Raw genomic sequence first — 23181 nt, forward strand, 5'->3', positions numbered from 1 at the left:
GCCATCCCCTCTTCCGAAGCTGCCGAGCCACGATGATGCGCGTCCTCGTCAACATGCCGAGCCAGCACGGGGGGCGCCCGTCCGGCGTGGCGCTGGTCGCCTTCCGGGTGGTTGCCGGGCTGCTCAACCGGGGCAACGTCGCAGTCGTCCTGCGCTCGCCCTGGACCCGCACGCAACTGCCCGAGGCGATCCGCGACCGGGTCGCGGTCCTGACGGTGCCGCGCCCGCGCCTGATGGTCCTCGATGTCCTGCGCCAGGCCGTCACCGTCCCGGCCCTTTGCCGGGCCGAGGGAATCGACGTGGTGCTGAACGCCGATCCCTACGGTGCGGCCTTCGGGGGCCGGGCTCGCGTCAGCGTCGTGCATGACCTCTACTTCCGCACCATCCCGGACTGCACCGGGTGGCGCGAGGCGCTCACGACGGACCTGATCTTCCGGCTCGTTCTCGGCAACAGCGCCCGCGTGATCGCGGTCTCGGACACCACCCGGGACAGCCTCGGGCAGTTCTACCCCTCCTTGCGCGAAAGGGTCCGGACCGTGCCCTCCGCGGCCATGCTCGATGCGTCGGCATCGAGCGGCGTCGCGCCCGAAGCCACGCGGGGCGCCTACGTCCTGGCGGTGGGCAATGCCACCCACAACAAGAACTTCGCCACCCTGGCGCGGGCGGCCGCGGCGCTCTCCCACACCCATCCCGACCTCGCCATCGTCCATGTGGGCGAGGACCCGCAGGACACCATCGCGGCGGCCCTGGCGGGAGCGCCGGTGCGGCTGACGCGCCTGTCGCGCATCGGCGAGGATCGTCTTGCCAGCCTTTACCGGGGCGCCCTGTGCCTCTGCGTGCCCTCCTTCGCAGAGGGATTCTGCCTGCCGGTGCTCGAGGCGCAGACCCTGGGCTGCCCGGTGTTGTGCTCGGATCGCTCGGCGACGCCCGAGATCGCCGGGGACGGTGCGCTTACCTTCGATCCCACGGATCCCACCGCGCTCGCCGCGGCCCTGCGCCGCCTCCTGCACGAGCCCGGCCTGCGTGCCGACCTGATCGTGCGCGGCTACGCCAACGCCCGCCGCTACGACTGGGCCGAGACCGCCCGGCGCTACGAGGGCGTGCTTAGCGAGGCGCTGCAGGACGCCGCCCGCCCGATGCCCGCCGGGGAGGCCGCGGATGCGCATCCTGCACCTTAGCTCCCTCTACGCCCCCGAGCAGGTCGGTGGCGCCGAACTGATGGTGGAGACCCTGGCCCGGATTCAGGCCGGCCTCGGCCATGCCGTTGCGGTGGCCTGCGCCTCGCGCCGGTGGGAGACTCCGACCCTGCAGGACGGGGTCACCGTCTATCGGACCGGACACGGTACGCCCTTCCACAGTCTCGACTGGCCGCGGCACGGACGCCTCGACCGCCTCCGCTACAAGCTCGCCACGCAGTGGAACCGGCAGACGCTGAGCCGGATGGAGGCGGCGGTCCGCGATTTCGCCCCCGATGTTGTGAACACCCATTCGATCTCGGAGATCACCCCGGCCATCTGGCCGATGCTCCGGCGCCTCGGCATTCCGGTGGTCCACACGCTTCACGACTTCACGAGCCTGTGCACCAACGGGGCGATGGCGAAGCACGGACGGGCCTGCGTCGGCCAGCACCTCAAGTGCCGGCTCTACGCCCAGCCCCACCGCCGGTGCCAGCGCGCGGTTTCCGCGGTTGCGGCAGTCGGCACCGACATCCTGGACCGGCACCTGGCCGCCGGCTTCTTCACCGCGATTCCCCACTCGCTCCGCCAGGTGATCTGGAACCCGATCGCCCCCGGCGGTCCCTCCGCACGCCAGCCGCGCCGGCCCGGCGACCCGGTCGTGTTCGGCTCCCTCGGACGCATCGAGGCCTCGAAGGGCACCGACGTACTACTGGCGGCCTGCCGCCACCTGCCACCCGAGGGCTGGCGCCTCGTCATCGCCGGCCGCGCGGCGGATGGACTGGAGCGATACCGTGCCCTGGCCGAAGGGTTGCCGGTAACGTTTGCCGGGTATGCCGACAAGGATGCCTTCCTCGACGCCATCGACTGTCTCGTCGTCCCGCCGGTCTGGCCGGAAGCGTTCGGCCGCACGGTGGCGGAAGCCTACGGTCGCGCCGTGCCGGTGATCGGTACCGCCGTGGGTGGAATCGGCGAGCAGGTCGGCCCCGGTCCCTGGCTCGTCCCTCCCGGCGATGCTGCCGCCCTGGCCGCCGCGATGGCGCGGGTCGTGGCCGCGCCGGAGTGTCTTTCCGACGGTCTGTCCCGTGCCGAAGCCGTTCGATCGGGCACAGACCCCGACGCCGTCGCCGCCGCCTATCTCGCGCTCTACGCCGCCGTTCGCGCTGGCGTCGCGGCCTCCCCCCATCCTCTCCCGCCGGTGGCCTTCTCCGAGCCTCCGCGTCTCGACGAGTGTCGCCCATGACCGCTTCCGTGATGACCGCTTCCGAGATGGCCGCTGCCCCGATGACGGCCGCGGGCCTCGCCCGCGCCCCGCTGGCGCCGACCGCTGCGCCGGCTTATGCAGCGCGCGGCGTGGAGGGCGCCGCGCGGATCGCCGCTACTGGGCCGCTGCGCATCCTGCATCTCAGCGCGCTTTACCCGCCCTACATCGTCGGCGGTGCCGAGCGCTCGGTGGAGCACCTCGCCGAGGAATTGGTCGCGGCCGGTCACATTGTGGCGGCGGCCTGCATCGCCCGAGAGGCCGAGCCCAAGACCGTGCGCAACGGCGTCACCGTCTACCGCATGGCCCACAACAACGATTTCTGGCTGGAGGACTGGCCCAAGGTGACACGGGTCGGCCGCACCTGGGCCAAGCTCAAGCAGCAGTGGAATTTCGCCATCGCCGCCGAGTTCGGCCGCGTCCTCGACGACTTCCGGCCCGACCTCGTCAACACGCACTCGCTGCTCGACGTCTCGACCCTGGTCTGGCGCGAGGCGGCCAAGCGCGGCATCCCGATCGTTCACACGGTCTGCGAATACGACCTGATCTGCGGCAATGCCGCGATGTTCCGGCACGGCAAGCCCTGCACGCACTGGCACCTCGGCTGCAAGGTGGTGAACGCCACCAAGCAGATTACCAACCGGGCGGTGGGGGCCGTGGTCAGCGTCGGGACCGAAATCCTGAAGACCCACGTGGATCACGGCCTGTTCCGCCATCTTGCGCCGGAGCGCCGCCGGGTCATCTACTATTCCTGCACGGTACCGGACGGCGATCCCGAGGCGCGGCGGCGGATCGACCGCACCGGCAGACCGCTGACGTTCGGCTATCTCGGCCGCATCAACGTCGAGAAGGGCGTCGGCACCCTCGTCGACGCATTCCGCGCGGTCGGACCCGGCGACTGGCGCTGTCTCGTGGCCGGCCAGGCGATGGACGACTCGATCGACCGCTTCAAGGCGCAGGCCGAGGGCCTACCGATCGAGTTCGTGGGTTGGGCCAAGCCCGCCGACTTCCTCAGCGAGATCGATGTGCTCATCGTGCCCTCGTTCTGGGCCGAGCCCTCGCCGCGGACGATCTACGAGGCCTACGTCATGGGCGTGCCGGTGATCGGTGCGGCCTCGGGCGGCATCCCGGAGCTGATCGGCGAGGACAACGCCGCGTGGCTGTTCACGCCGGGCAACGCGGCCGAACTCGCCGACCGGGTCCGGGCCGTGATCGCCCGCGGTCGCGTCGACCTGCCGGACGAGCGCAGCTTCCAGCACGTCATCCGCGAATCGACCTCCGAGCGCGTGGCGGAGAAGTATCTCGACCTCTACGCCGAGCTTGTGGACGAGCGCCGGGCCGACCGCGCGTGAGCGCCACCGCACTGCTTCCGGGGCAGGCCGCCACCGCGCCGGCCTCCCTCGGTGTCACCGACGAGCCGGACGTCTCCGGCCGCTCCTTCGCGGCGGCCCGCTGGGTGGCAGTGGCCTCGGTCGGCAACGTCGTGCTCAGCTTCGGGGTGTTCCTGGTCCTGGCCCGACTGATCGAGCCCGCCGAGTTCGGGCTCGTCGCCGTCGCCGCCGTCTTCATCGACATCCTGCAGATCGTCGCCCGCGGCGGCCTGCCCGATGCGGTGGTCCAGCAGGCCGACCTCGACGAGGCCTTCGCCGCCACGGCCTTCTGGGTGACCCTGGCCTCCAGCGTCGTCTACGCGGCGGCCCTCGTCGGTCTGTCCTGGCCGATCGCCTGGTTGCTCGACCTGCCCGAACTGCATCCCGCCCTCTGCGCGCTCTCCGCCTGCTTCGTGATTTCGGCCCTGGGCGCGATCCACGAGGCGCGCCTTCAGCGCAGCTTCGGCTTCCGCAAGCTCGCCCTGCGGGCGCTCGGCGCGAACATCCTCGGGGGCGCCGCCGCTCTGGCCCTGGCGCTCGCGGATTACGGAGTCTGGAGCCTGGTGGTCCAGCGCCTCGTCGCCACCGGAGCGACCACGCTCCTGACCTGGGCGGCGATGCCCTGGATCCCGGCCCGGCGCCTGGATCTCGCGGCGGCCCGGCGCCAGCTCGCCTTCGGCTCGCGGGTCTTCTCCACCAACCTGCTGCTGGTGTTCTCGATCCGCAGCCAGGAGGTGATCGCCGCCTATTTCCTGTCCACCACCGATGTCGGTCACCTGCGCCTCGCCTGGCGCTGTATCGATCTCGTGAGCCAAGTCGCGGTGATCCCGTTCTCGGCCGTCGGGCTGACCACCTATGCCCGCCTGCAGGATCGCCCCGCCGACCTCGCCGCCGCCTTCCACGATTTCACCCGGACCTCGGCGTTCCTGGCGCTGCCGGCCTTCTTCGGCATGGCGGCCGTGGCCCCGACGCTGATCCCGTTCCTGTTCGGCGATCAGTGGCACGATGCGGCGCCGGTCCTGCGCATCCTCGCGCTCCTGGCGCCGGAATTCGTCGTGACCTCCATGCTGTGGATGATCTTTACGGCCCTGGGCCGCAGCGGCACCGCCCTGAAGCTCGCCGGCGTCCAGTTCGGGATCGGAGCCGTGGCGGCGATCCTCACCGGACCGTTCGGCCTGTCGGCCCTCGTCATCGGCCACGTAGTCCGGGCCTACCTGTTCTCGCCCCTGATCGTCGCGCGGGCGGGGCGCTTCGTCCCGGTGAGCAACGGGGGTCTCGTCGGGGTGCTGCTGCCCGCCACCGCCTGCGCCGGCGCCATGGCGGCCCTGGTGCTCCTGATGCAGGAGCCGATCCATGCGGCCCTCGGCGACCGCCTCGGCCTGTTCGCCTGCGTGAGCTTGGGCATGGTGGCCTATGGTGCCCTCGCCCTGGTCTTCCTGCGTCCCACGGTCCGCGCGGCGCTCGGGTTCTTCGTCCGCCGCGGCGGCTGAGCCGGGCGCGTTCCGCCGCCTGCACGCTTCGCAAACCTTTGCGCGCGAGAGTGCGCGCGTGGTCGGAGGCGTGCCCCCGCCGGGTGCACGGCGTATTCTCGGAGGGTCCGGAGCGATGACGGGGCCAGCGGAGCCGATTGCGGTCGGGATGCAACGGACGCGGGCGGTGCCGATCGTGGCCGACCGTGCCGCCGTGTTCCTGCTCGGGGTCGCGTTGCAGCTCAACGTCCTGACGTCGAGCTTCGGCTTGCCGGTCCAACGCCTGTCGGACCTCCTGCCCTTCCTGCTGATCCCTTGGTTCGGCCTGCGCCGCGCCGTGATCGTCGAGGGGCTGCGCCAGGCTGTCCCGATCGGAGCCGTCGGCATTCTGATTGCCCTCTCGCTGGTGCTGAAGGCCGAGATCCAGGCGGGCGATGTCTACCTGACCCTCGTCCTGCTGCTCTACTTCGTCCTGGCGATGATCCTGCTCGTGATGTTCCGCGACCGGAGCCTGGAGAACGCCTTCTGCTGGGGCCTTCTCGCAGGCCTCGGCGGATCGCTGGTCGTCCTGCTGCTCTCGTCCTCCGGACTTCCGCTGGACCGCTTCGGCCTCGGAGTTCCGACCGACGGCCTGGACGAGGAACTCAAGCTCTTCGTCGAGGACAAGCAGGGCGGCCTCTGGGCGTCGGGAAACGAGACCGGCCACGTCTTCGCCCTCGGCGGGGCCGCGGCCCTGCTGCTCAGCCTGCGCTACCGCCTGAACCTGATCTACCTCGCCTATTTCGCGGCCCTGCTGGCGAGCTTCCCCCTGACCAACAACCGCTCCGGGTTGTTCATGCCGGTGCTGATCCTGCTGGTGCTGATGCGCCGGAGCATCCGGCTGCAGGTGGTGCTGCCCGTCCTCGGGGTGCTCGGGATCCTGCTCATCGGCTTCTCGATGACGGGCGAGATCCCCCTGCCCCAGAAGCTGGCGCAGTCGATCGAGACGCGCTTTGCCGGCGACGGCAACGTCTCGGGCAACGCCGACGAGCGCTTCATCTCCGGCTTCACCGCCCTGCAACTCGTGGCCGAGTACCCGTTCGGCGTCGGCGAGACCACGCGGCGCGAAGAACTCCGCGCCCTCACCGGGCTCGTGACGCCGCATAACGGCTTCATCTCCCTCGCGCTCCAGAGCGGCATCGCGACGGCCCTGCTCCTCCTCGCCGCCCTGGTGCGTATCGCCCTCGCACCCGCCGCTGCCGGTCCCTTCGCCGCCTACACGGCCCTGTTCCTGGTGCCCTCGATGATGTTCGAGGAACTGTCGGTGAACCAGTACTTCCTCTTCTTCATGGCGGTGCTGCTGGCCTCCCTGGTCGTGCGGTCCGGCCCGGCGCCAGCGCCAGGGCGCTGAGGGGCACGGGTGCCGCGTCGACCGATCCGGTCGTTCAGAACTCCTGATCAGGGACTTCACCTCTCCCGGTGTTCCTGTTTCCCCGTGTCCATTCGCACGCCGGCCGCCACGGCATCCTTGACCCCGACCCTTCGCCAAAATAGATTATGCTCGTAATCTTAGGGCGGCGGACGGTCCGGCTGCGGAGGATGCGTCATGCAGAAGTGGTTCGTACCCGGACTTGCCACCCTCGCCCTCGGCGCGTGCTCGCCGGCGGAGACGGCGGTGAACCCCGAGCCGCCCCTGGTTCAGATCGCCGAAGTGGCCCCCGGCCCCGACGCGGTCTCGCGCTACACCGGGGTGATCCGGGCCCGCACCGAGAGCAATCTCGGCTTCCGGGTCGGAGGCAAGATCTTCGACCGCCTCGTGGATCCGGGTGATCGGGTGCGCCGTGGCCAGCCCCTGATGCGCCTCGACCGCACCGACTTCTCGCTTGCCCTGAATGCCGCCCGCGCCTCCGTCGAGGCGGCCCGGGCCCAGATGATCAAGGCCAAGGCCGACGAGGAGCGCAGCCGCAAGCTGGTGGCCGACGGCTGGACCTCGCGGCAGACCTACGACCAGAACAAGGGTGCGGCCGATGCCGCCATCGCTCAATTCGCCAATGCCGAGGCCCAGGCCAGCCAGATCCAGAACCAGGCGGGCTATGCCGAACTCCAGGCCGATGCCGACGGCGTCGTGATGGAGGTGCCTTCCGAGCCCGGCCAAGTGGTCGCGGCCGGCCAGACCGTGGTCAAGCTCGCCCGCGACGGGGCGCGCGAGGCGGAGGTGTTCCTGCCCGAGGGCAGCCGCCGCGCCGCCGAGGGGGAGGCTTCCGCCACTCTCTATGCCGATGGCGCGGCGACCTACCCGGCGCGCCTGCGCGAATTGTCGGCCACCGCCGACCCGGCCACCCGCACCTACCGGGCGCGCTACATCCTGTCGGGCGGCGGTGAGGCCGCGCCCCTGGGCGCCACCGTCACCCTTCAGCTCAGGGCCCCCGCGACGGCCCGCCTGCCGCGCGTCGAGGTGCCCCTCGCGGCCCTGTTCGACCAGGGGCGCGGCACCGCGGTCTGGCGCTACGATGCCGCCACCGAGACCGTGCGTTCGCAGATCGTACAGGTCGCCCGCCTGGGCGAGGAGCGCGCGGAGATCGTCGGCGGCCTCAACCCCGGCGACCGGATCGTGGCGCTCGGCGCGCATCTCCTCAAGGCGGACCAGCGGGTGCGCCCGGCGCCCGCCAGCATGACCGGGGTGGTGCGATGAGCGGCTTCAATCTCTCGGCGCTCGCCGTCCGCGAGCGGGCCGTCACCCTGTTCCTGCTGATCGCCCTTACGGGGGCGGGCTTCTTCGCCTTCGAGAAGCTCGGGCGGGCCGAGGACCCGGCCTTCACCGTCAAGGTCATGACGGTCTCGGCCGCCTGGCCCGGCGCCACGGCTGAGGAGATGCAGCGCCAGGTCGCCGACCCCCTGGAGAAGCGTCTGCAGGAGCTCGTCTATTACGACCGGGCCGAGACCACGGTGCGCCCAGGCGTGATGGTGACGAAGGTCATCTTCAAGGATGCGATGCCCCCGGCCAAGCTCCCGTCGGAGTTCTACCAGACCCGCAAGAAGCTCTCCGACCAGGCCTCCAGCCTGCCACGCGGGGTACTGGGACCGCTCTTCAACGACGAGTTCTCGGACATCTACTTCGCCCTCTACGCCGTGCAGGCCAAGGGCCTGTCGCATCGCGAGCTCGTGCTGCGCGCCGAGGACCTGCGCCAGCGCCTGCTGCGGGTGCCGGGCGTGGAAAAGATCAACATCCTGGGCGAGCAGGCTCAGAAGATCTTCGTCGAGATCTCCTACCAGCGCCTCGCGACCCTCGGCGTCACCGGCCAGCAGCTGCTGGCTGCGCTGGCCAACCAGAACGACGTCACCCCGGCCGGCTTCGTCGAGGCGGCGGGTCCACGCGTGTACCTGCGCCTCGACGGGGCCATCGACGGGCTCGACGCGATCCGCGACCTGCCCGTGGCCGCCGGTGACCGCAGCCTCAAGCTCGGCGACATCGCCGAGGTCCGGCGCGGCTACGAGGACCCCAGAACCTTCGAGATCCGCAACGACGGCGAGCCGTCCCTGATGCTCGGCCTCGTGATGAAGCCGGGCTTCAACGGGCTCAAGCTCGGCGAGGCGCTCAATGCCGAGGAAGTGGCGATCCACCATGAGACGCCGGTGGGCATCAGCTTCACCAAGATCACCGATCAGGCCAAGGTCATCGACGAAGCCATCCACGAATTCATGGTCAAGTTCTTCACCGCCCTCGGCGTGGTGATCTTCGTCTCCCTGGTGGCGCTCGGTTTCCGGGTCGGCATCGTGGTGGCCCTGGCCGTGCCGCTCACCCTCTCGGCGGTGTTCGTGGTGATGATGGTCACCGGTCGCGACTTCGACCGCATCACGCTGGGCGCCCTCATCATCTCGCTCGGTCTCCTCGTCGACGACGCCATCATTGCCATCGAGATGATGGTGGTGCGCATGGAGGAAGGCGCCGACCGCATCGAGGCGGCGACCTATGCCTGGAGCGCCACGGCCGCGCCGATGCTCACCGGCACCCTGGTGACCATCGCGGGCTTCCTGCCCGTGGGCTTTGCCGCCTCCACGGCCGGTGAGTATGCCGGCAACATCTTCTGGGTGGTGGCCTTCTCGCTGATCATCTCCTGGATCGTGGCCGTGACCTTCACGCCCTATCTCGGCGTCAAGCTCCTGCCGAACATCAAGACGGTGGCGGGCGGCCACGACGCGATCTACGCCACGAAGACCTACGAGCGCCTGCGCCGCGTCGTGCGCCTGTCCGTCGACCACAAGTGGCTCGCCGCCGGCATCACCGTGGGGCTCTTCGCCCTCGCCGTGGTGGCGATGGGCAAGGTCGAGCAGCAATTCTTCCCGAATTCCGAACGCCCCGAGCTCATCGTCGAGGTCACGCTGCCGGCGGGCTCGGCCTTCGCCACCACCGAGGCCAGCGTCAAGCGGGTCGAGGCGGCCGTGCGCGACCTGGCCGAGGCCAAGGAGATCACGAGCTATATCGGGCAGGGTATGCCGCGCTTCGTCCTCTCCTTCGATCCCGAGCTGCCCGATCCGGCCTTCGCGCAGATCGTGGTGCAGACGGCCGACGCCCAGGCGCGCGACGTCCTGCGGGGCAAGGTGCGCCAGCTCGTGGAGGACGGCCGCTTTCCGGAAGCCCGCGTGCGGGTGCTTCAGATCGTGTTCGGCCCACCCATCCGCTTTCCCGTCGCCTTTCGGGTGGTGGGGCCCGACCTCGATGTCATCCGCGGCATCGCCGCCGAGGTTCGGGAGGTCATGGCGGCCAATCCCAACATGCGCCTCGTGCACCTCGACTGGGGTGACAAGACCCCGAGCCTGCGCCTCGCCTTCGACCAGGAACGCCTGCGCCTCATCGGCCTGACCCCGAAGGAGGCCGGCCAGCAGCTGCAGAGCTACCTCAACGGCACGCCCGCCACCCAGGTGCGCGAGAACCTGCGCTCCGTCGACGTCGTCCTGCGCAGCCCCGGGCCCGAGCGGCGCTCCCTGGGCGAGATCGGCGACCTGACGTTGACGACCAGGGACGGGCGCCAGGTGCCGGTCTCGCAGGTGGCGCGCCTGGAGAGCCGGACCGAGGATGCGGTGCTCAAGCGCTACAACCGCGAGACCTACATCCGCGTCCAGGGCGACGTGCTCGACGGCAAGCAGCCGCCGGACATCCACGCCCAGGTCTTTCCCCTCCTGGCGCCGATCAAGGCCAAGCTCCCGCCGGGCTACCGCATCGATACCGCGGGTGCCGTGGAGGAGAGCGAGAAGGCGATGCTGTCCCTGGTGGCGGTGTTCCCGATCATGCTGATCGTGACGCTCACCGTCATCATGATCCAGGTCCGCTCATTCGCCACCATGTTCATGGTCTTCGCCACGGCGCCCCTCGGTCTGGTGGGCGCAGCCCCGACGCTGTTGCTCTTCCACCAGCCCTTTGGCTTCAACGCGATCCTGGGGCTGATCGCCCTCTCGGGCATCCTGATGCGCAACACCCTGATCCTGGTGGACCAGATCCACCACGATCAGGCGGCGGGCCTGGGGGATTACGACGCCATCGTGGAATCCACCGTGCGCCGGGCGCGCCCCGTGATCCTGACGGCGGCCGCCGCCATGCTGGCCTTCATTCCCCTCACCCACTCGGTGTTCTGGGGCGCGCTGGCCTACGTGCTGATCGGCGGCGTCGGCGTCGGCACCCTGCTGACCCTCCTGTTCCTGCCCGCCCTTTATGCCCTCTGGTTCCGGGTGGCCCGTCAGCCACGCCCCGCAGGGAACGCGACCGAGGCGGCGCCGCACGCGGCCGGGACCTGACGCGGGCGCGGGGTGAGATCCCGGCGCCGATGATATAAGCCCATCGCGCTGGGCTTCCTCAGCCCCGCGCGGTCCGTCGGCCGACCCGCACCCTGCCCCCTCGGCGGGTCGGCCGACGCGGACCTGTATTGATGACGGCCCGCATCTATATAAGGCCGGGACGGCAATGGGAGAGCCGGAGATGCCGAGAGTTTCGCAGGAGCAGGCCAAGCTCAACCGCCAACGGGTCGTCGAGGTCGCCGCCGCCCTGTTCCGGGAGCGTGGCCTCCACGGAGTCGGGGTGGCCGACATCATGGCCTCGGCCGGCCTGACGCATGGCGGCTTCTACGGCCAGTTCGCCAGCAAGGATGCGCTGGCCGTCGAGGCGTTCGACTCGGCCCTCGGGGAGGACCGACGCGGCGCCCTGGACATGCTGATCGCCAACTACCTGTCCGTCGGCCACGTCCAGTCGCCCGGCCTGGGCTGCCCCCTCGCCGCCCTGGCCAACGACGTGGCCCGCGAGCCGACGGGGAGTCCCCTGCGGGCACGCTTTACCCACGGGGTTCGGCACCTCGTCGGTCTGCTGTCCGAGCTCTCGCCCCAGGGTGCGAAGGAGCGCCGCCGGCAGCGGGCGCTCGCCAAGTTGTCCACCCTCGTGGGCGCCGTCGTCCTGGCCCGGGCGGTGGACGATCCGGGCCTCGCCGACGAGCTCCTCCAGGCCGCGCGCATCGCGGCGGGCGAGCGGGGAGACGCGCCGGCTCCGGACAACGCGTCGTCGCACTGAAGCGGCTCCGACGCGTTGCCAGCCGCGGCTGTCCGGGACGAGCCGAGCCTTACGCCGGACGCGGCAGCTTGCAGCTGTCGAGGGCGTTCAGCGCCTTGCCGCGGGCGGAATCATTGAAGTAGCCGGTGCTGCGGTAGGCATCGAGTTCGCTTCTGTCGAGGCTTGCCAGCGTCTGGTTCGCGTAGCAGCCACAGGGGCGAGCGAGGGAGACCTCGGAGACGTTCTGCAGGCGGGCCTGGGTGACCGTGCAGGCGTGACGCACGCGCCCGGTCAGGTTGCCGGCGGAGGCCGTCTTCAGCGCCGGATCGGGGGTGTAGCCTTCGAGCGACGCGGTCGGGCCGGACTTGTTGGTATTGCAGGCGGCGACGAGCGAGAGCAGGCCGGCGGCGAGCAGGAGTCGGCCGGTGCGCGGGGCGATGGAGCGCATGGAATGATGGGTCCGTGAGAGCGATTCGGGAACGAACCGGTTTCACGTCCGTGCCCCCGCCGCGCAAGGGCGCCGGGGCCACACTGGGACGGCAAACGCCGAAGCTTCCGGGAAGCTCCGGCGCGCCGGTTTGGTCGACCGTGTCCGAACCCCGAAGGATTCAGCCGGCGATGTCGGAATCCTGGAAGAACTGGGCGATCTCGGCCTTGGCGTTGTCGAGGCTGTCGGAGCCGTGAACGGTGTTCTCGCCGACCGACTCGGAGAAGGTCTTGCGGATGGTGCCCTCATCGGCGTTGGCCGGGTTGGTGGCGCCCATCACTTCGCGGTACTTGGCAACGGCGTTCTCGCCCTCGAGCACCTGCACGACGACCGGCCCGGAGGTCATGAACTCCACGAGCTCGCCGAAGAAGGGGCGCTCCTTGTGGATCTCGTAGAACTTCTCGGCCTGGGCGCGGCTCATCTGGATGCGGCGCTGGCCGACGATGCGCAGGCCCGCCTTCTCGATCACGGCGTTGACCGCTCCGGTCAGGTTCCGCTTCGTCGCGTCGGGCTTGAGAATGGAGAAGGTGCGCTCGGTGGCCATGGTCCGTCCGGTTGTGATCGCTCAGCCGAAAATGGCTTCGGCGCCGGGCTTATAGCCGGCAGGCTCCCGCCCCTCAACCCGAGGCGCGAACGCGGGGGATAACCCGACGATCGGTGCCGGTTTTCCCGCCGCCATGGCTTTGGCGCAACAGCGCCGGAAAATCGCCCGAATGCGGACGCCTCCTGTGGCCAGACGAACACGGCCCTGCCCCCGCGCCGGGTCGCTTGCCGATCCCCTTGCCGACTCTCTGGCCGCCGGCCTCCTGCCGCAGCCACGCCACGATGGAGACCAGGACATGCGCGTCGCTCTTACCGCCGCCCTCATCCTCACCGGCCTCGCCCCCGCATCCGCCGCCCCCGCGCAGGACCCCTCGGGCACCTGGCTCACCGGAGACGGCCGCGCCAAGGTCCGCATCGACCGCTGCGGTCCGGGTGCCGCCAACATCTGCGGGAAGGTGGTGTGGGCCAAGACCGCGACCAACGAGGACGGGACCCCGCGCACGGATATCAAGAATCCCGATCCGAAGAAGCGCAGCCGCCCGGTGCTTGGCCTGACCCTCCTCGATAACCTGAAGCCCGAGGAGGCGAAGTTCTCCGGCGAGATCTACAACGCCGACGAGGGCAAGATGTACCAGGTCAGCCTGGAGCGCGAGAGCAGCTCCGAGCTCTCGGTCTCCGGCTGCCTCCTCCGGGTCCTGTGCGGCTCGCAGACCTGGACCCGGGTGCCGGACGTGAACCAGCAGGCCTCCGCCGCCACGCCCGACTCGGCGCCCGCCCCTCGGCCCGCACCGAAGGCCGCCAAGGCCGCCCCCGCGAAGGCGGTCGCGCCGCCGGCCGAGTGATGGCGGCCAGAGGACGCCCGCCAAGGGACGCCGGCCAGTGACACCCTCGAGGTGACGCTGGCTGGGTGAGGCAGCCGCTCAGACCGCCGCGAATCCCCGCTGCACGGCCGGCCGCGCCATGACGCGGTCGAGCCAGGCCCGCACGTGGGGCATGCTGGCGAGCTCGATGCTCTGCTTCTCGTGGTACTTGGCCCAAGGCAGGATCGCGATGTCGGCGATGGAGAAGTCGCCCGCCACGAATTCGTGGTCCGCGAGGTGCCGGTCGAGCACGCCGTAGAGGCGCTGCGCCTCCGCGGTGAACCGGTCGATGGCGTAGGGGATCTTCTCCTGCGCGTAGATGCGGAAATGATGGACCTGACCGAGCATCGGCCCGAAGCCGCCGACCTGCCAGAACAGCCACTCGTCCACCGCTACCCGGGCGCGCGCGTCGGCCGGGTAGAGGCAGCCGGTCTTGCGCCCGAGATACTGCAGGATCGCACCGGACTCGAATACCGTGATGGGCTCGCCCCCCGGTCCGTCCGGGTCGACGATGGCGGGGATCTTGTTGTTCGGCGAGATCTTCAGGAAGTCGGGCGCCATCTGGTCGCCCCGGCCGATATTCACCGGCACCACCCGGTAGGGCAGCCCGCACTCCTCCAGCATGATCGGGATCTTCCAGCCATTCGGCGTGCTCCAGGTGTGCACGTCGATGGGTTTTCCCGGCGCGTGTGCCATGCTGATGTTTCCGACCCTATTCAGGCTCGCTCGACCCGCCGAAACAATCGGGAACGCGAGCGGATGGTTGCAGACTCCGTGCCATCGCTCCAACACGTGGCACGAGCGGTGGATCGCGTCGATACCCGTACAAATGGCACTTGCCCTCGCCCGGGGTTGTGGCTGTGATGCGGCCGGCCCGCCACACGGCGGCGCCCAAGCGTCCCCGGGGGTCGTCATGCTGTCGTTCCGTTCGCGTCACACCCGTGCTTTGTTCGCGGGCTTGCTGCTTCTGGCAAGTCCCCTCCTTCTGACAAGCCCGTTCGTCGCCAGCGGTGCGCTGGCACAAGCCGCGGCGGCGAAGCCCGTCAAGGAACTCAGCGTCGGCCAAAGCGCCGCGCGCGAGCGTCAGAAGAAATGCGGCGCCGAGTGGCGCGCCCTCTCGGTCGCCGACAAGGCCGCGCAGGGACCGAAATGGCCGCAATACTACAGCAAGTGCGTCAAGCGCCTGAAACAGATGAAGGCCTGAGGCGACCCGGCCGCGCGCGATCTTCCGCGGGCGGCCGACATCCCGTGCGGAACCGGGCGGGCCCATTCGCGGGTCGCCAAGGAACGTAAGCCTGACCGTCCCGGTTGCCGATCCTGATAGGCGGATTCCGAACGGACGCGACGATGCGGGAACGGCAGGCGCTGCAGCGCGCGGTGGCGGTGATGGCCCTGGTCCCGGTGGCCTCCGGTCTCTACGGGGTGCTGTTCGGTCTGAATGGGATCGGACACGGCGGCCTCGTCGACGTCTCCGCCGACAGCCACTTCCGATACCTCTCCGGCCTGCACATGGGCATCGGCATCCTGTTCTGGACCTGCGTGCCCGGCATCGAGGCCAAGACCACCCTGTTCCGCTTCCTCACCCTGGTGGTGGCCCTCGGTGGGCTCGCCCGCCTCCTCGGCTGGGCACTGACGGGATTGCCGTCCTTCCTGATGCTGGCCGCCCTGGCCGTCGAACTCCTTGTCACCCCGCTGCTCTGTCTGTGGCAGGCCCGGGTCGCGGCGCGTGCCTCCGACGCGATGCCCGCCGGAGTCCCGGGGTGAGCACCCTCGCCGACAGCCTGCCCCGCCTGCCGGACCGGATCCTCGGCGCCCTCGAGCGCGTGATCCCGAAGCCCGCCGCCTGGGCCTTCGCCGTGCGGATTTGGCTCGCCATGGTCCTGGCTCTCTACGCGGCCTTCTGGCTGCAGCTCTCGAGCGCCTCCTCGGCGGCCGTCTGCGTGGCGATCCTGGCCCAGCCCAAGCGCGGGCAGGCGCTGTCGAAGGCACTCTACCGCTTTCTCGGCACCCTGGTGGGCGCTGCCGTGGCCATTGTCCTGATGGCGCTGTTCGCGCAGGACCGGGTGGTGCTCCTCGTCGCCTTCGCGACCTGGCTCGGCCTGTGCGTCTACACCGCCCACTTTCTGCAGGATACCCGCGCCTACGGGGCGATGCTGTCGGGCTACACCGTGGCGATCATCGCCATCGCCCATATTGATACGCCACAGAGCACCTTCGACGCGGCCGTCGATCGGGTCGCCGCGATCACGCTCGGTATCGTGGCGATCACCTTCATCAACGATGCCCTCGGGTCGCCGAGCATCTGGCGGGCCGTGCGCGACACCCTCGGCGACGCCCTCGCGGAGACCCGGGCCTTCGCCCGCGAGACCCTGACCCAGGGCGATCCCGGCTCCGAGCGGACCGCGGCGCTGATCCGCAAGATCGCCGCCCTGCGGGGCGACGCCAGCGCCATCGCGGGTGAACTCGACGACGGGCCGGACCGGGCCGCGGGGGCCCGCAGCGCCATCGCGGCGCTCTACGTCATGGCGGCGGCCGCCCGCCATCTTCGCGGGGCCGTGGCCCGCCTCCCGGCCCCGCCGCCCGCCGTGGTGGAGGCGCGCGCCCTCTGCCTCGGGCTCACGGAGCCGGAGGCCGACGCGGTGCGGGCGGCGGCACGCCTGTCGGATCTCGTCGAGGATGCGGTGCGCACGGGCGGCCAGCCCCTCGACGCGATCCTCGCCCTGCAGCGCGCCCTCGACTTCGCCCGGGCGGCCGCCTTCGCGGCGGACGGGCATTGCGTCCTCGCCCATGGCGGCCGCCCCTTGCGCGACGTGCCGCTCCCGACCCACCGCGACATGCCGGAAGCCCTTCGGGGCGCCATGCGAGTGGTGATCGCCTTCGGCCTCACGGCTCTCCTGCTCGTCGCCACGGGATGGCCCGCGACCTCCTTCGCCCTGGTCCAGGTGGCGTCGACCTGCTCGCTCTCCTCGATCACCCCCGACCCGCGCGTCTTCGCCAAGGGCGTGCTCATCGGCATGCCGCTGGCAGCCCTCTGCGCCGGTCTCGTGCTGTTCGGGGCGCTCGCCGGCGTCCAGGGCTTTCCCCTGCTGGCCATCGCCATAGCGCCGGTGGTCTGCGCCGCCTGCTTCCTCAGCCTCAATCCGCCGACCTTCGGCATCGGTTTCATCCTGCTGGTGTTCTTCCCCGTGCTGCTTTCGCCCGCCAACCCTCAGAGCTACGACCCGCAGGGGTTCCTCACCAACGCGTTCCTGGTGATCTTCGCGGCCCTGATCCTCTTCTGCACCGTCCGGGTCATTCTTCCCGTCTCCAACGCCCGTCACCGCGCCTTCGCCCTCGATTCGGCCCGGCGCGCCCTGGTCGAGGCCCTGGCGGGCCGAGGCGGCGACGCCACGACGCGGACCAGCCTCAACAGCGACCGTCTGCTGCAATTCGCCCGCTGGAGCTCGGGCAGTGCCGCCGTGCGCCGGGCGAACCTCGACCGCGCCTTCGACCTCGCCCGGATGGAGTCGGCCGCCGCCCGCGCCCAGGCGCAGCTGCGCGGTCTCGCCCGGGACGATGCCCTGGCGTCGGTCGCCGGCCGGGCCGGCGCGGCCCTCGCGAGCGTCGATGTCGGCCGGATGCGGGAGGCCGCTGCGGCCCTTCTCGCCGCCGGCGGACAGGCCGATCCGGCCACGCGCCTGCACCTGGCCCGAGCGGTGAGCGACCTCGCAACCGCTGCCCACGTTGCCGAGGGCCAGGGGCGCTTCCTGCGGCGCCTCGGCATCCAAGTCGCCTGATGCGCAGCGACCTCGATCTCGGCGGCGTGATGCTCTCGCCCTTCGTGGCCTACGCCGCCGGCGCACTGGCGATCCTCGTGGGGCTGCGCCTGATCTTCGCGCGCCTGCGCATCGCCCGCTACGTCGCCAACCCGCCCCTGGCGGAGGCCGGCCTCTACGTCTGCCTCCTCGCTCTCCTGATCGTGTTCCTGTGACCATGGCTCAAGACCCGCCCGCCGAGACCGCCGCCACAGGCTCCGACAGCCGCCCCCGTGCCGCCGCGCCGGATACCCGCCCCCGCGCGCCCGGCTGGGGGCGCCGGGTGCTGCGCCTGCTGATCACCGGACTCATCCTGGCCTGCGCCTTCGTGGCGGCGGCCCTGGTCTGGCAGTTCTACGTGACCGCTCCCTGGACCCGCGACGGAAGGGTGCGCGTGCAGGTCGCCAGCGTGGCGCCCCAGGTCTCGGGCCAGATCACAGAGCTGCGCGTCGCCGACAACCAGACCGTGAAGAAGGGCGACATCCTCTATGTGATCGACCCGTTCGACTTCGAGGTCTCGGTGACCTCGGCCCAGGCCGAGCTCGACAACCGGGAGGCCGACCTCCAGGTCAAGCGGACCCAGGCCGCCCGGCGCGAGGCGCTGACCACCCTCTCGACCTCGGTGGAGGAGAAGCAGCAATATGCGGGCACCGCCAAGATCGCCGAGGCGGCGGTGGCCTCGGCCAAGGCGCAGCTCTCTCAAGCCAAGACCAACCTTCAGCGCACCCAGGTGCGCTCGCCGGTGAATGGCCGGGTTACGAACCTCCTGCTGCGCCCTGGCGACTATGCCACCACCGGCACGGTCAACATCGCCATCATCGACACCGATTCCTTCTGGATCGACGGGTACTTCGAGGAGACCAAGATGGCCCATATCCACGTGGGCGATCCGGTCTCGGCCGAGCTTCTGGGCTACGACCCGCTGATCCGCGGCACGGTGGAGAGCATCACCCTGGGCATCAGCACCGCCAACGCCACCGCGAGCACCCAGGGCCTGCCCAACGTCGACCCGGTCTACACCTGGGTCCGCCTCGCCCAGCGGGTGCCGGTGCGCATCCGCATCGAGGCGGTGCCCGAGGGCGTCACCCTGGTCGCCGGCATGACCGCCACCATCTCGGTGGGCGAGCCCGGCACGCATCGGCAGGACTGGCTCGCACGCCTGCGCAGCCGCTTCACCGGATCCGCGGCCCCCACCCCGTAGGCTGTTGCGCCATGGCGAGGGGTTGCAGCCGCGCCCAAGCGACTGCCGCGACAGGATATTTTAAGGCCGTGGCGATGGGAATGAATACAGTCGCGAAATCATGCAAATAGGCTCTTGACGCATCCACGATCCGGTCGCACCTTGATGTGGTGCTTCGACGGCAAAGCACAGCTCAAGCAACGAGGAGGCCTTGATCGGATAACGATCACGACCGACCGGACGCAGGAGATGTTGGAATGACTCCACCCCAGCAGGCGGCTGCGGCGATCATCCAGGGCTGATTCGACCTGGACGTTGAGCAGCGCACACGCGAATTACGGGACGGAAGCGGTCTCCGGGGCGCAGAAGCGGCCATCACGGCACGACTTCAGACATGCACCAAGCCCCACCTCGGCCGCTTCCGCCGCCAGTTTTCTCAACACAGGCTGGCGCGCGTCGCGCCGAAATCCCACGAGAACGTTCATCTCGACGCGTCGCCGCTGCGCTTCCGCGCGAGCGGCTCGACCCATGCGCGGGAGCATCTGAGCCAGGGTTCGGGCGCCGACGGACCGCGACCGTCACGCTGAGGAAGGCCGGTCCCGCGCCCGAAGGCAGCACGCGCTCTCAGCGGACGATGCATGCATCGACAAGCCGGACGGGCTGGTTCGCCAAACGGTTCCGGCCGCGGCTGTCCGACGCGCGGAATACAGGCCCGATCGCTACTCGATCCCGAGCTTCGCCTTCAGCAGCGCATTCACCGCCGCCGGATTGGCCTTGCCGCCGGTCGCCTTCATGGTCTGGCCAACGAACCAGCCGAGGAGGGTCGGCTTCTCACGGGCCTGGGCGACCTTGTCGGGGTTCTTGGCGATGATCTCGTCCACGGCAGCCTCGATGGCGCCGGTGTCGGTGACCTGCTTCATGCCGCGCGCATCGACGATCTGGCGCGGATCGCCGCCCTCGGACCAGACGATCTCGAACAGGTCCTTGGCGATCTTGCCCGAAATCACGCCCTCGCCGATGAGGTCGACGATGGCGCCGAGCTGGTCGGCCGAGACCGGACTGGACTCGATGCTGTGGCCCTCCTTGTTCAGGCGCCCGAACAGCTCGTTGATGACCCAGTTCGCCGTGGCCTTGCCGTCGCGGCCCTTGGCCACCGCTTCGAAGTAGTCGGCCGAGGCGCGCTCGGCGATGAGCACGCCGGCATCGTAGGGCGACAGCCCATAGGATTCGATGAAGCGCGCCTTCTTGGCGTCGGGCAGCTCGGGCAGGCCGGCGGCCAGGGCATCGACGTAGGCCTGGTCGAATTCCAGCGGCAGCAGATCCGGGTCCGGGAAGTAGCGGTAGTCGTGCGCCTCCTCCTTCGAGCGCATGGAGCGGGTCTCGCCCTTGCCCGGATCGAACAGGCGGGTCTCCTGGCTGATCGTGCCGCCATCCTCGATGATCGCGATCTGGCGCCGGGCCTCGGTCTCGATCGCCTGGCCGATGAAGCGGATCGAGTTGACGTTCTTGATCTCGCAGCGCGTGCCGAGCGGGTCACCGACTTTCCGCACCGAGACGTTGACGTCGGCGCGGAGCGAGCCCTTCTCCATGTCGCCGTCGCAGGTGCCGAGGTAGCGCAGGATGGTGCGCAGCTTGGTCACGTAGGCGCGCGCCTCCTCCGACGAGCGCAGGTCCGGCCGCGAGACGATCTCCATCAGGGCGACGCCGGAGCGGTTGAGGTCGACGAAGCTCTGGGTCGGGTTCTGGTCGTGCAGGGACTTGCCGGCATCCTGCTCCAGGTGCAGGCGCTCGATGCCCACGGTGATCGACTCGCCGTCGGGGAGATCGACCAGCACCTCGCCCTCGCCGACGATCGGGTCCTTGAACTGGCTGATCTGGTAGCCCTGCGGCAGGTCCGGATAGAAGTAGTTCTTCCGGTCGAACACCGAGCGGTGGTTGATCTGCGCCTTCAGCCCGAGGCCGGTGCGCACGGCCTGGGCCACGCACTCCTGGTTGATGACGGGCAGCATGCCGGGCATCGCCGCGTCCACCAGGGAGACGTGGTCGTTCGGCTCGCCGCCGAACGCGGTGGAGGCGCCGGAGAACAGCTTGGAGCGGCTCGTGACCTGGGCGTGGATCTCCATGCCGATCACGACCTCCCAGTCGTGCAGGCCGCCCTTGATGAGCTTCTTGGGGTTCACGGCAGCGGTCATGATGGCCCGAATTCAGCGTTGCGGGGCGCGGGGATGCGCCGGAAGGGGTGCGTGGCGCGGCTGCGCGCCGGAAAAGGTGGAAGGGCCCGCCGGCGCGGTCAAGCGCGCAGGCGGTAGAGCTGGTGCGCCAGGAAGCCCACGGTGCCCCACAGGAAGCCGGCGATCCAGCGCACGGGGAAGAAGGTCGGCCCGTCGTGGCTCACCGGCGCCGGCCATGGAATGCCGATCGCGGTGACGGCCCAGGACACCAGCACCGAAATCGCGAAGGCCATCAGCGACACGAGGATGACCTTCACGAACTGGTCCGACTTCCAGCCCATCACCAAGGCGATGGCGATCAGCACCGGATCGAAGGCGGCCCAGATCCAGACGTCGAAGGGATAGACCGGGACCGTCATCGGGCGCGCCTCATGCCCACCACGCGGCCGGCAGCCTGGTCCGCCCGGCGGCGTCCTCTATCACCTGGGCGGCGGCGAACAGCGTCTCCTCGTCGAAGGGCCGGCCGATGAGCTGGAGCCCGAGGGGCAGCCCCTGGGCGTCGAGACCGGCCGGCACCGAGATGCCGGGCAGGCCCGCCATGTTCACCGTGATGGTGAACACGTCCTGCAGGTACATCTCGACCGGGTCGCCCGAGCCCTTCTCGCCGATGCCGAAGGCCGCCGACGGGGTCGCGGGGGTGAGGATCGCGTCGATGCCGGAGGCGTAGGCCTGCTCGAAGTCGCGCTTGATCAGGGTGCGGATGCGCTGGGCGCGCACGTAGTACGCGTCGTAGTAGCCCGCCGAGAGCACGTAGGTGCCGATCATGATGCGGCGCTTCACCTCGCGGCCGAAGCCGGCGGCCCGGGTGTTCTCGTAGAGGCCGGCGATGTCCTTGCCGGGCACCCGCAGGCCGTAGCGCACGCCGTCGTAGCGGGCGAGGTTGGAGGAGGCCTCCGCCGGTGCGACGATGTAGTAGGCCGGGAGCGCGTACGGGGTGTGCGGCAGCGAGATCTCCCGCACCGTGGCGCCGGCGTCCCGGAGCATGGCGGCGCCCCGGTCCCAGAGCGCCTGGATCTCGGCCGACATGCCCTCGACCCGGTACTCCTTCGGAATGCCGATGGTCAGCCCCTTCACGCCGCGGGCGACGGCGGCTTCGAAGTCCGGCACGGGCAGGTCGGCGCAGGTGGTGTCGCGCGCATCCTGGCCGGCCATCGAAGCGAGCAGGATCGCGCAGTCGCGCACCGTCCGGGCGATCGGGCCCGCCTGGTCGAGGGAGGAGGCGTAGGCCACCGTGCCCCAGCGCGAGCAGCGGCCATAGGTCGGCTTGATGCCCACGGTGCCGGTGAAGGCGGCGGGCTGGCGGATCGAGCCGCCGGTATCGGTCGCGGTGGCGCCGAGGCAGAGATGGGCGGCCACCGCCGCCGCCGAGCCGCCCGACGAGCCGCCCGGCACCAGCTTGGCGTCCGATCCGGCGCGGCGCCAGGGCGAGACCACGTCGCCGTAGGCGGAGGTCTCGTTGGACGAGCCCATGGCGAATTCGTCGAGGTTCAGCTTGCCGAGCATCACCGCGCCGTCGCGCCAGAGATTGGCGGTCACGGCCGATTCGTAGGCGGGCGTGAAGCCCTCGAGGATCTTCGAGCCGGCGGTGGTCGCCACGCCCTCGGTGCAGAACAGGTCCTTGATCCCGAGGGGAATGCCCTCCAGCGGACGGGCCTGTCCGGAGGCGATCCGCCCGTCGGCCGCCTGCGCCATGGCCAGGGCCCGGTCCGGCGTCTCGACGAGGTAGGCGTTCAGCCCCCGCGCCTTCTCCATGGCGTCGAGATGCGCGCGGGTCAGGTCGGTGGCGGAAAAGTCCTTGGCCTTGAGCCCGTCACGGGCCTCCGCCAGGGTGAGTTCGTTCAGAGAGGTCATGGGTGGGAGAGTCCTGGGCGCTCGTCCTGGTGGGTCCCGGGGCACCGCCGCCGTCGCCGTTCGGGCGCCGGGCGGACCGTCCCTCGGGGCGGCCGGGTTCGGGGGTCGGCGGCGCGTACGCCTACTCGACGACCTTCGGCACGAGGAAGTAGTGGTCCTCGGTCTCGGGCGCGTTGGCCACGATGGCGTCGGCCTTGGCCCCGTCGGTGACCACGTCCTCGCGCTTCTTCATGGCCATCGGCGTGACCGAGGTCATCGGCTCGACCCCCGTCACGTCGACCGCGCCGAGTTGCTCGACGAAGGCCAGGATCGCGTTCAGCTCGCCCTGCAGGGGGGCGACCTCATCCTCGCTCACCGCGATGCGCGCCAGGTGCGCGATGCGCCTCACCGTCGTTGCGTCGACCGACATGCTGTCTTCAGATCCTCAGGGCCCCATCCGAAGCCCGGCG

Annotated in this window: 21 protein-coding genes; 14 read left to right on the top strand and 7 right to left on the bottom strand. The window is 70.2% G+C overall.

Annotated features, from left to right (window positions below):
- Nucleotides 1–35 precede the first annotated feature (35 nt).
- The 8 genes from AC0IY1_RS20125 to AC0IY1_RS20160 all read left to right on the top strand — a co-directional run bounded on the left by AC0IY1_RS20125 (nt 36) and on the right by AC0IY1_RS20160 (nt 11807).
- Nucleotides 36–1178 carry a glycosyltransferase family 4 protein gene (locus AC0IY1_RS20125; RefSeq protein WP_471771892.1) on the top strand — a complete coding sequence of 381 codons (1143 nt, stop codon included), beginning with the start codon at nt 36–38 and terminating at the stop codon, nt 1176–1178.
- The gene (locus AC0IY1_RS20130; protein ID WP_471771835.1) at nt 1159–2418 is read left to right on the top strand and encodes a glycosyltransferase family 4 protein; all 1260 of its coding nucleotides are present in this window, start codon (nt 1159–1161) and stop codon (nt 2416–2418) included. Before AC0IY1_RS20125 ends, AC0IY1_RS20130 begins: the two co-directional genes overlap by 20 nt.
- On the top strand, nt 2415–3788 hold the full coding sequence (locus AC0IY1_RS20135; RefSeq protein WP_471771837.1) for a glycosyltransferase family 4 protein: 1374 nt from the start codon (nt 2415–2417) through the stop codon (nt 3786–3788). Before AC0IY1_RS20130 ends, AC0IY1_RS20135 begins: the two co-directional genes overlap by 4 nt.
- Nucleotides 3785–5296 (top strand): lipopolysaccharide biosynthesis protein, encoded by a 1512-nt coding sequence (locus tag AC0IY1_RS20140; RefSeq protein WP_471771839.1) that lies wholly within the window; start codon nt 3785–3787, stop codon nt 5294–5296. Before AC0IY1_RS20135 ends, AC0IY1_RS20140 begins: the two co-directional genes overlap by 4 nt.
- 148 nt (nt 5297–5444) lie before the next feature.
- Entirely contained in the window at nt 5445–6665 is a 1221-nt protein-coding gene (locus AC0IY1_RS20145; RefSeq protein ID WP_156375576.1) for an O-antigen ligase family protein, read from the top strand.
- A gap of 195 nt (nt 6666–6860) precedes the next feature.
- Nucleotides 6861–7946, top strand: coding sequence for an efflux RND transporter periplasmic adaptor subunit (locus AC0IY1_RS20150; protein ID WP_471771841.1), 1086 nt, complete (start codon nt 6861–6863; stop codon nt 7944–7946).
- Complete coding sequence (locus AC0IY1_RS20155; protein WP_471771844.1) at nt 7943–11044, top strand: efflux RND transporter permease subunit; 3102 nt, start codon at nt 7943–7945, stop codon at nt 11042–11044. Before AC0IY1_RS20150 ends, AC0IY1_RS20155 begins: the two co-directional genes overlap by 4 nt.
- Before the next feature lie 181 nt (nt 11045–11225).
- On the top strand, nt 11226–11807 hold the full coding sequence (locus AC0IY1_RS20160) for a TetR/AcrR family transcriptional regulator (RefSeq protein WP_471771845.1): 582 nt from the start codon (nt 11226–11228) through the stop codon (nt 11805–11807).
- 49 nt (nt 11808–11856) lie between these two features.
- Here AC0IY1_RS20160 and AC0IY1_RS20165 read toward each other — a convergent pair whose 3' ends face one another.
- Together AC0IY1_RS20165 and ndk are read right to left on the bottom strand one after the other, a co-directional pair.
- Entirely contained in the window at nt 11857–12234 is a 378-nt protein-coding gene (locus AC0IY1_RS20165; RefSeq protein ID WP_471771846.1) for a hypothetical protein, read from the bottom strand.
- Between the two features lie 160 nt (nt 12235–12394).
- Nucleotides 12395–12817 (bottom strand): nucleoside-diphosphate kinase, encoded by a 423-nt coding sequence (gene ndk, locus AC0IY1_RS20170; RefSeq protein ID WP_055949826.1) that lies wholly within the window; start codon nt 12815–12817, stop codon nt 12395–12397.
- Nucleotides 12818–13112: 295 nt separating this feature from the next.
- On the opposite strand from ndk, the gene AC0IY1_RS20175 reads away from it, so the two are divergent.
- Complete coding sequence (locus AC0IY1_RS20175; protein WP_471771848.1) at nt 13113–13658, top strand: DUF2147 domain-containing protein; 546 nt, start codon at nt 13113–13115, stop codon at nt 13656–13658.
- A gap of 78 nt (nt 13659–13736) precedes the next feature.
- On the opposite strand, the gene AC0IY1_RS20180 is transcribed toward AC0IY1_RS20175, so the two are convergent.
- A complete protein-coding gene (locus tag AC0IY1_RS20180; protein WP_471771850.1) occupies nt 13737–14372 on the bottom strand; it encodes a glutathione S-transferase N-terminal domain-containing protein in 636 nt (211 codons plus the stop codon).
- 250 nt (nt 14373–14622) lie between these two features.
- On the opposite strand from AC0IY1_RS20180, the gene AC0IY1_RS20185 reads away from it, so the two are divergent.
- The 5 genes from AC0IY1_RS20185 to AC0IY1_RS20205 all read left to right on the top strand — a co-directional run bounded on the left by AC0IY1_RS20185 (nt 14623) and on the right by AC0IY1_RS20205 (nt 18671).
- Nucleotides 14623–14880: a hypothetical protein gene (locus AC0IY1_RS20185; RefSeq protein WP_471771894.1), complete on the top strand. Its 258-nt coding sequence runs from the start codon at nt 14623–14625 to the stop codon at nt 14878–14880.
- 143 nt (nt 14881–15023) lie between these two features.
- Nucleotides 15024–15440 (top strand): DUF4345 domain-containing protein, encoded by a 417-nt coding sequence (locus AC0IY1_RS20190; RefSeq protein WP_103709570.1) that lies wholly within the window; start codon nt 15024–15026, stop codon nt 15438–15440.
- Between the two features lie 110 nt (nt 15441–15550).
- Nucleotides 15551–17452: an FUSC family protein gene (locus AC0IY1_RS20195; RefSeq protein ID WP_471771896.1), complete on the top strand. Its 1902-nt coding sequence runs from the start codon at nt 15551–15553 to the stop codon at nt 17450–17452.
- A complete protein-coding gene (locus AC0IY1_RS20200) occupies nt 17452–17646 on the top strand; it encodes a DUF1656 domain-containing protein (RefSeq protein ID WP_471771852.1) in 195 nt (64 codons plus the stop codon). Before AC0IY1_RS20195 ends, AC0IY1_RS20200 begins: the two co-directional genes overlap by 1 nt.
- Before the next feature lie 2 nt (nt 17647–17648).
- The gene (locus AC0IY1_RS20205; protein ID WP_471771855.1) at nt 17649–18671 is read left to right on the top strand and encodes an efflux RND transporter periplasmic adaptor subunit; all 1023 of its coding nucleotides are present in this window, start codon (nt 17649–17651) and stop codon (nt 18669–18671) included.
- Nucleotides 18672–19369: 698 nt separating this feature from the next.
- Here the strand turns inward: AC0IY1_RS20205 and gatB are convergent.
- The 4 genes from gatB to gatC all read right to left on the bottom strand — a co-directional run bounded on the left by gatB (nt 19370) and on the right by gatC (nt 23141).
- On the bottom strand, nt 19370–20842 hold the full coding sequence (gene gatB / locus AC0IY1_RS20210; protein ID WP_055949805.1) for an Asp-tRNA(Asn)/Glu-tRNA(Gln) amidotransferase subunit GatB: 1473 nt from the start codon (nt 20840–20842) through the stop codon (nt 19370–19372).
- Nucleotides 20843–20940: 98 nt separating this feature from the next.
- Nucleotides 20941–21240 (bottom strand): hypothetical protein, encoded by a 300-nt coding sequence (locus AC0IY1_RS20215; protein WP_055949802.1) that lies wholly within the window; start codon nt 21238–21240, stop codon nt 20941–20943.
- Nucleotides 21241–21250: 10 nt separating this feature from the next.
- A complete protein-coding gene (gene gatA, locus AC0IY1_RS20220; protein ID WP_471771857.1) occupies nt 21251–22732 on the bottom strand; it encodes an Asp-tRNA(Asn)/Glu-tRNA(Gln) amidotransferase subunit GatA in 1482 nt (493 codons plus the stop codon).
- A 121-nt stretch (nt 22733–22853) separates the two neighbouring features.
- Nucleotides 22854–23141: an Asp-tRNA(Asn)/Glu-tRNA(Gln) amidotransferase subunit GatC gene (gatC, locus tag AC0IY1_RS20225; RefSeq protein WP_108038164.1), complete on the bottom strand. Its 288-nt coding sequence runs from the start codon at nt 23139–23141 to the stop codon at nt 22854–22856.
- Nucleotides 23142–23181: the final 40 nt, after the last annotated feature.

It is taken from the genome of Methylobacterium sp. AC690 (genome assembly GCF_979256535.1).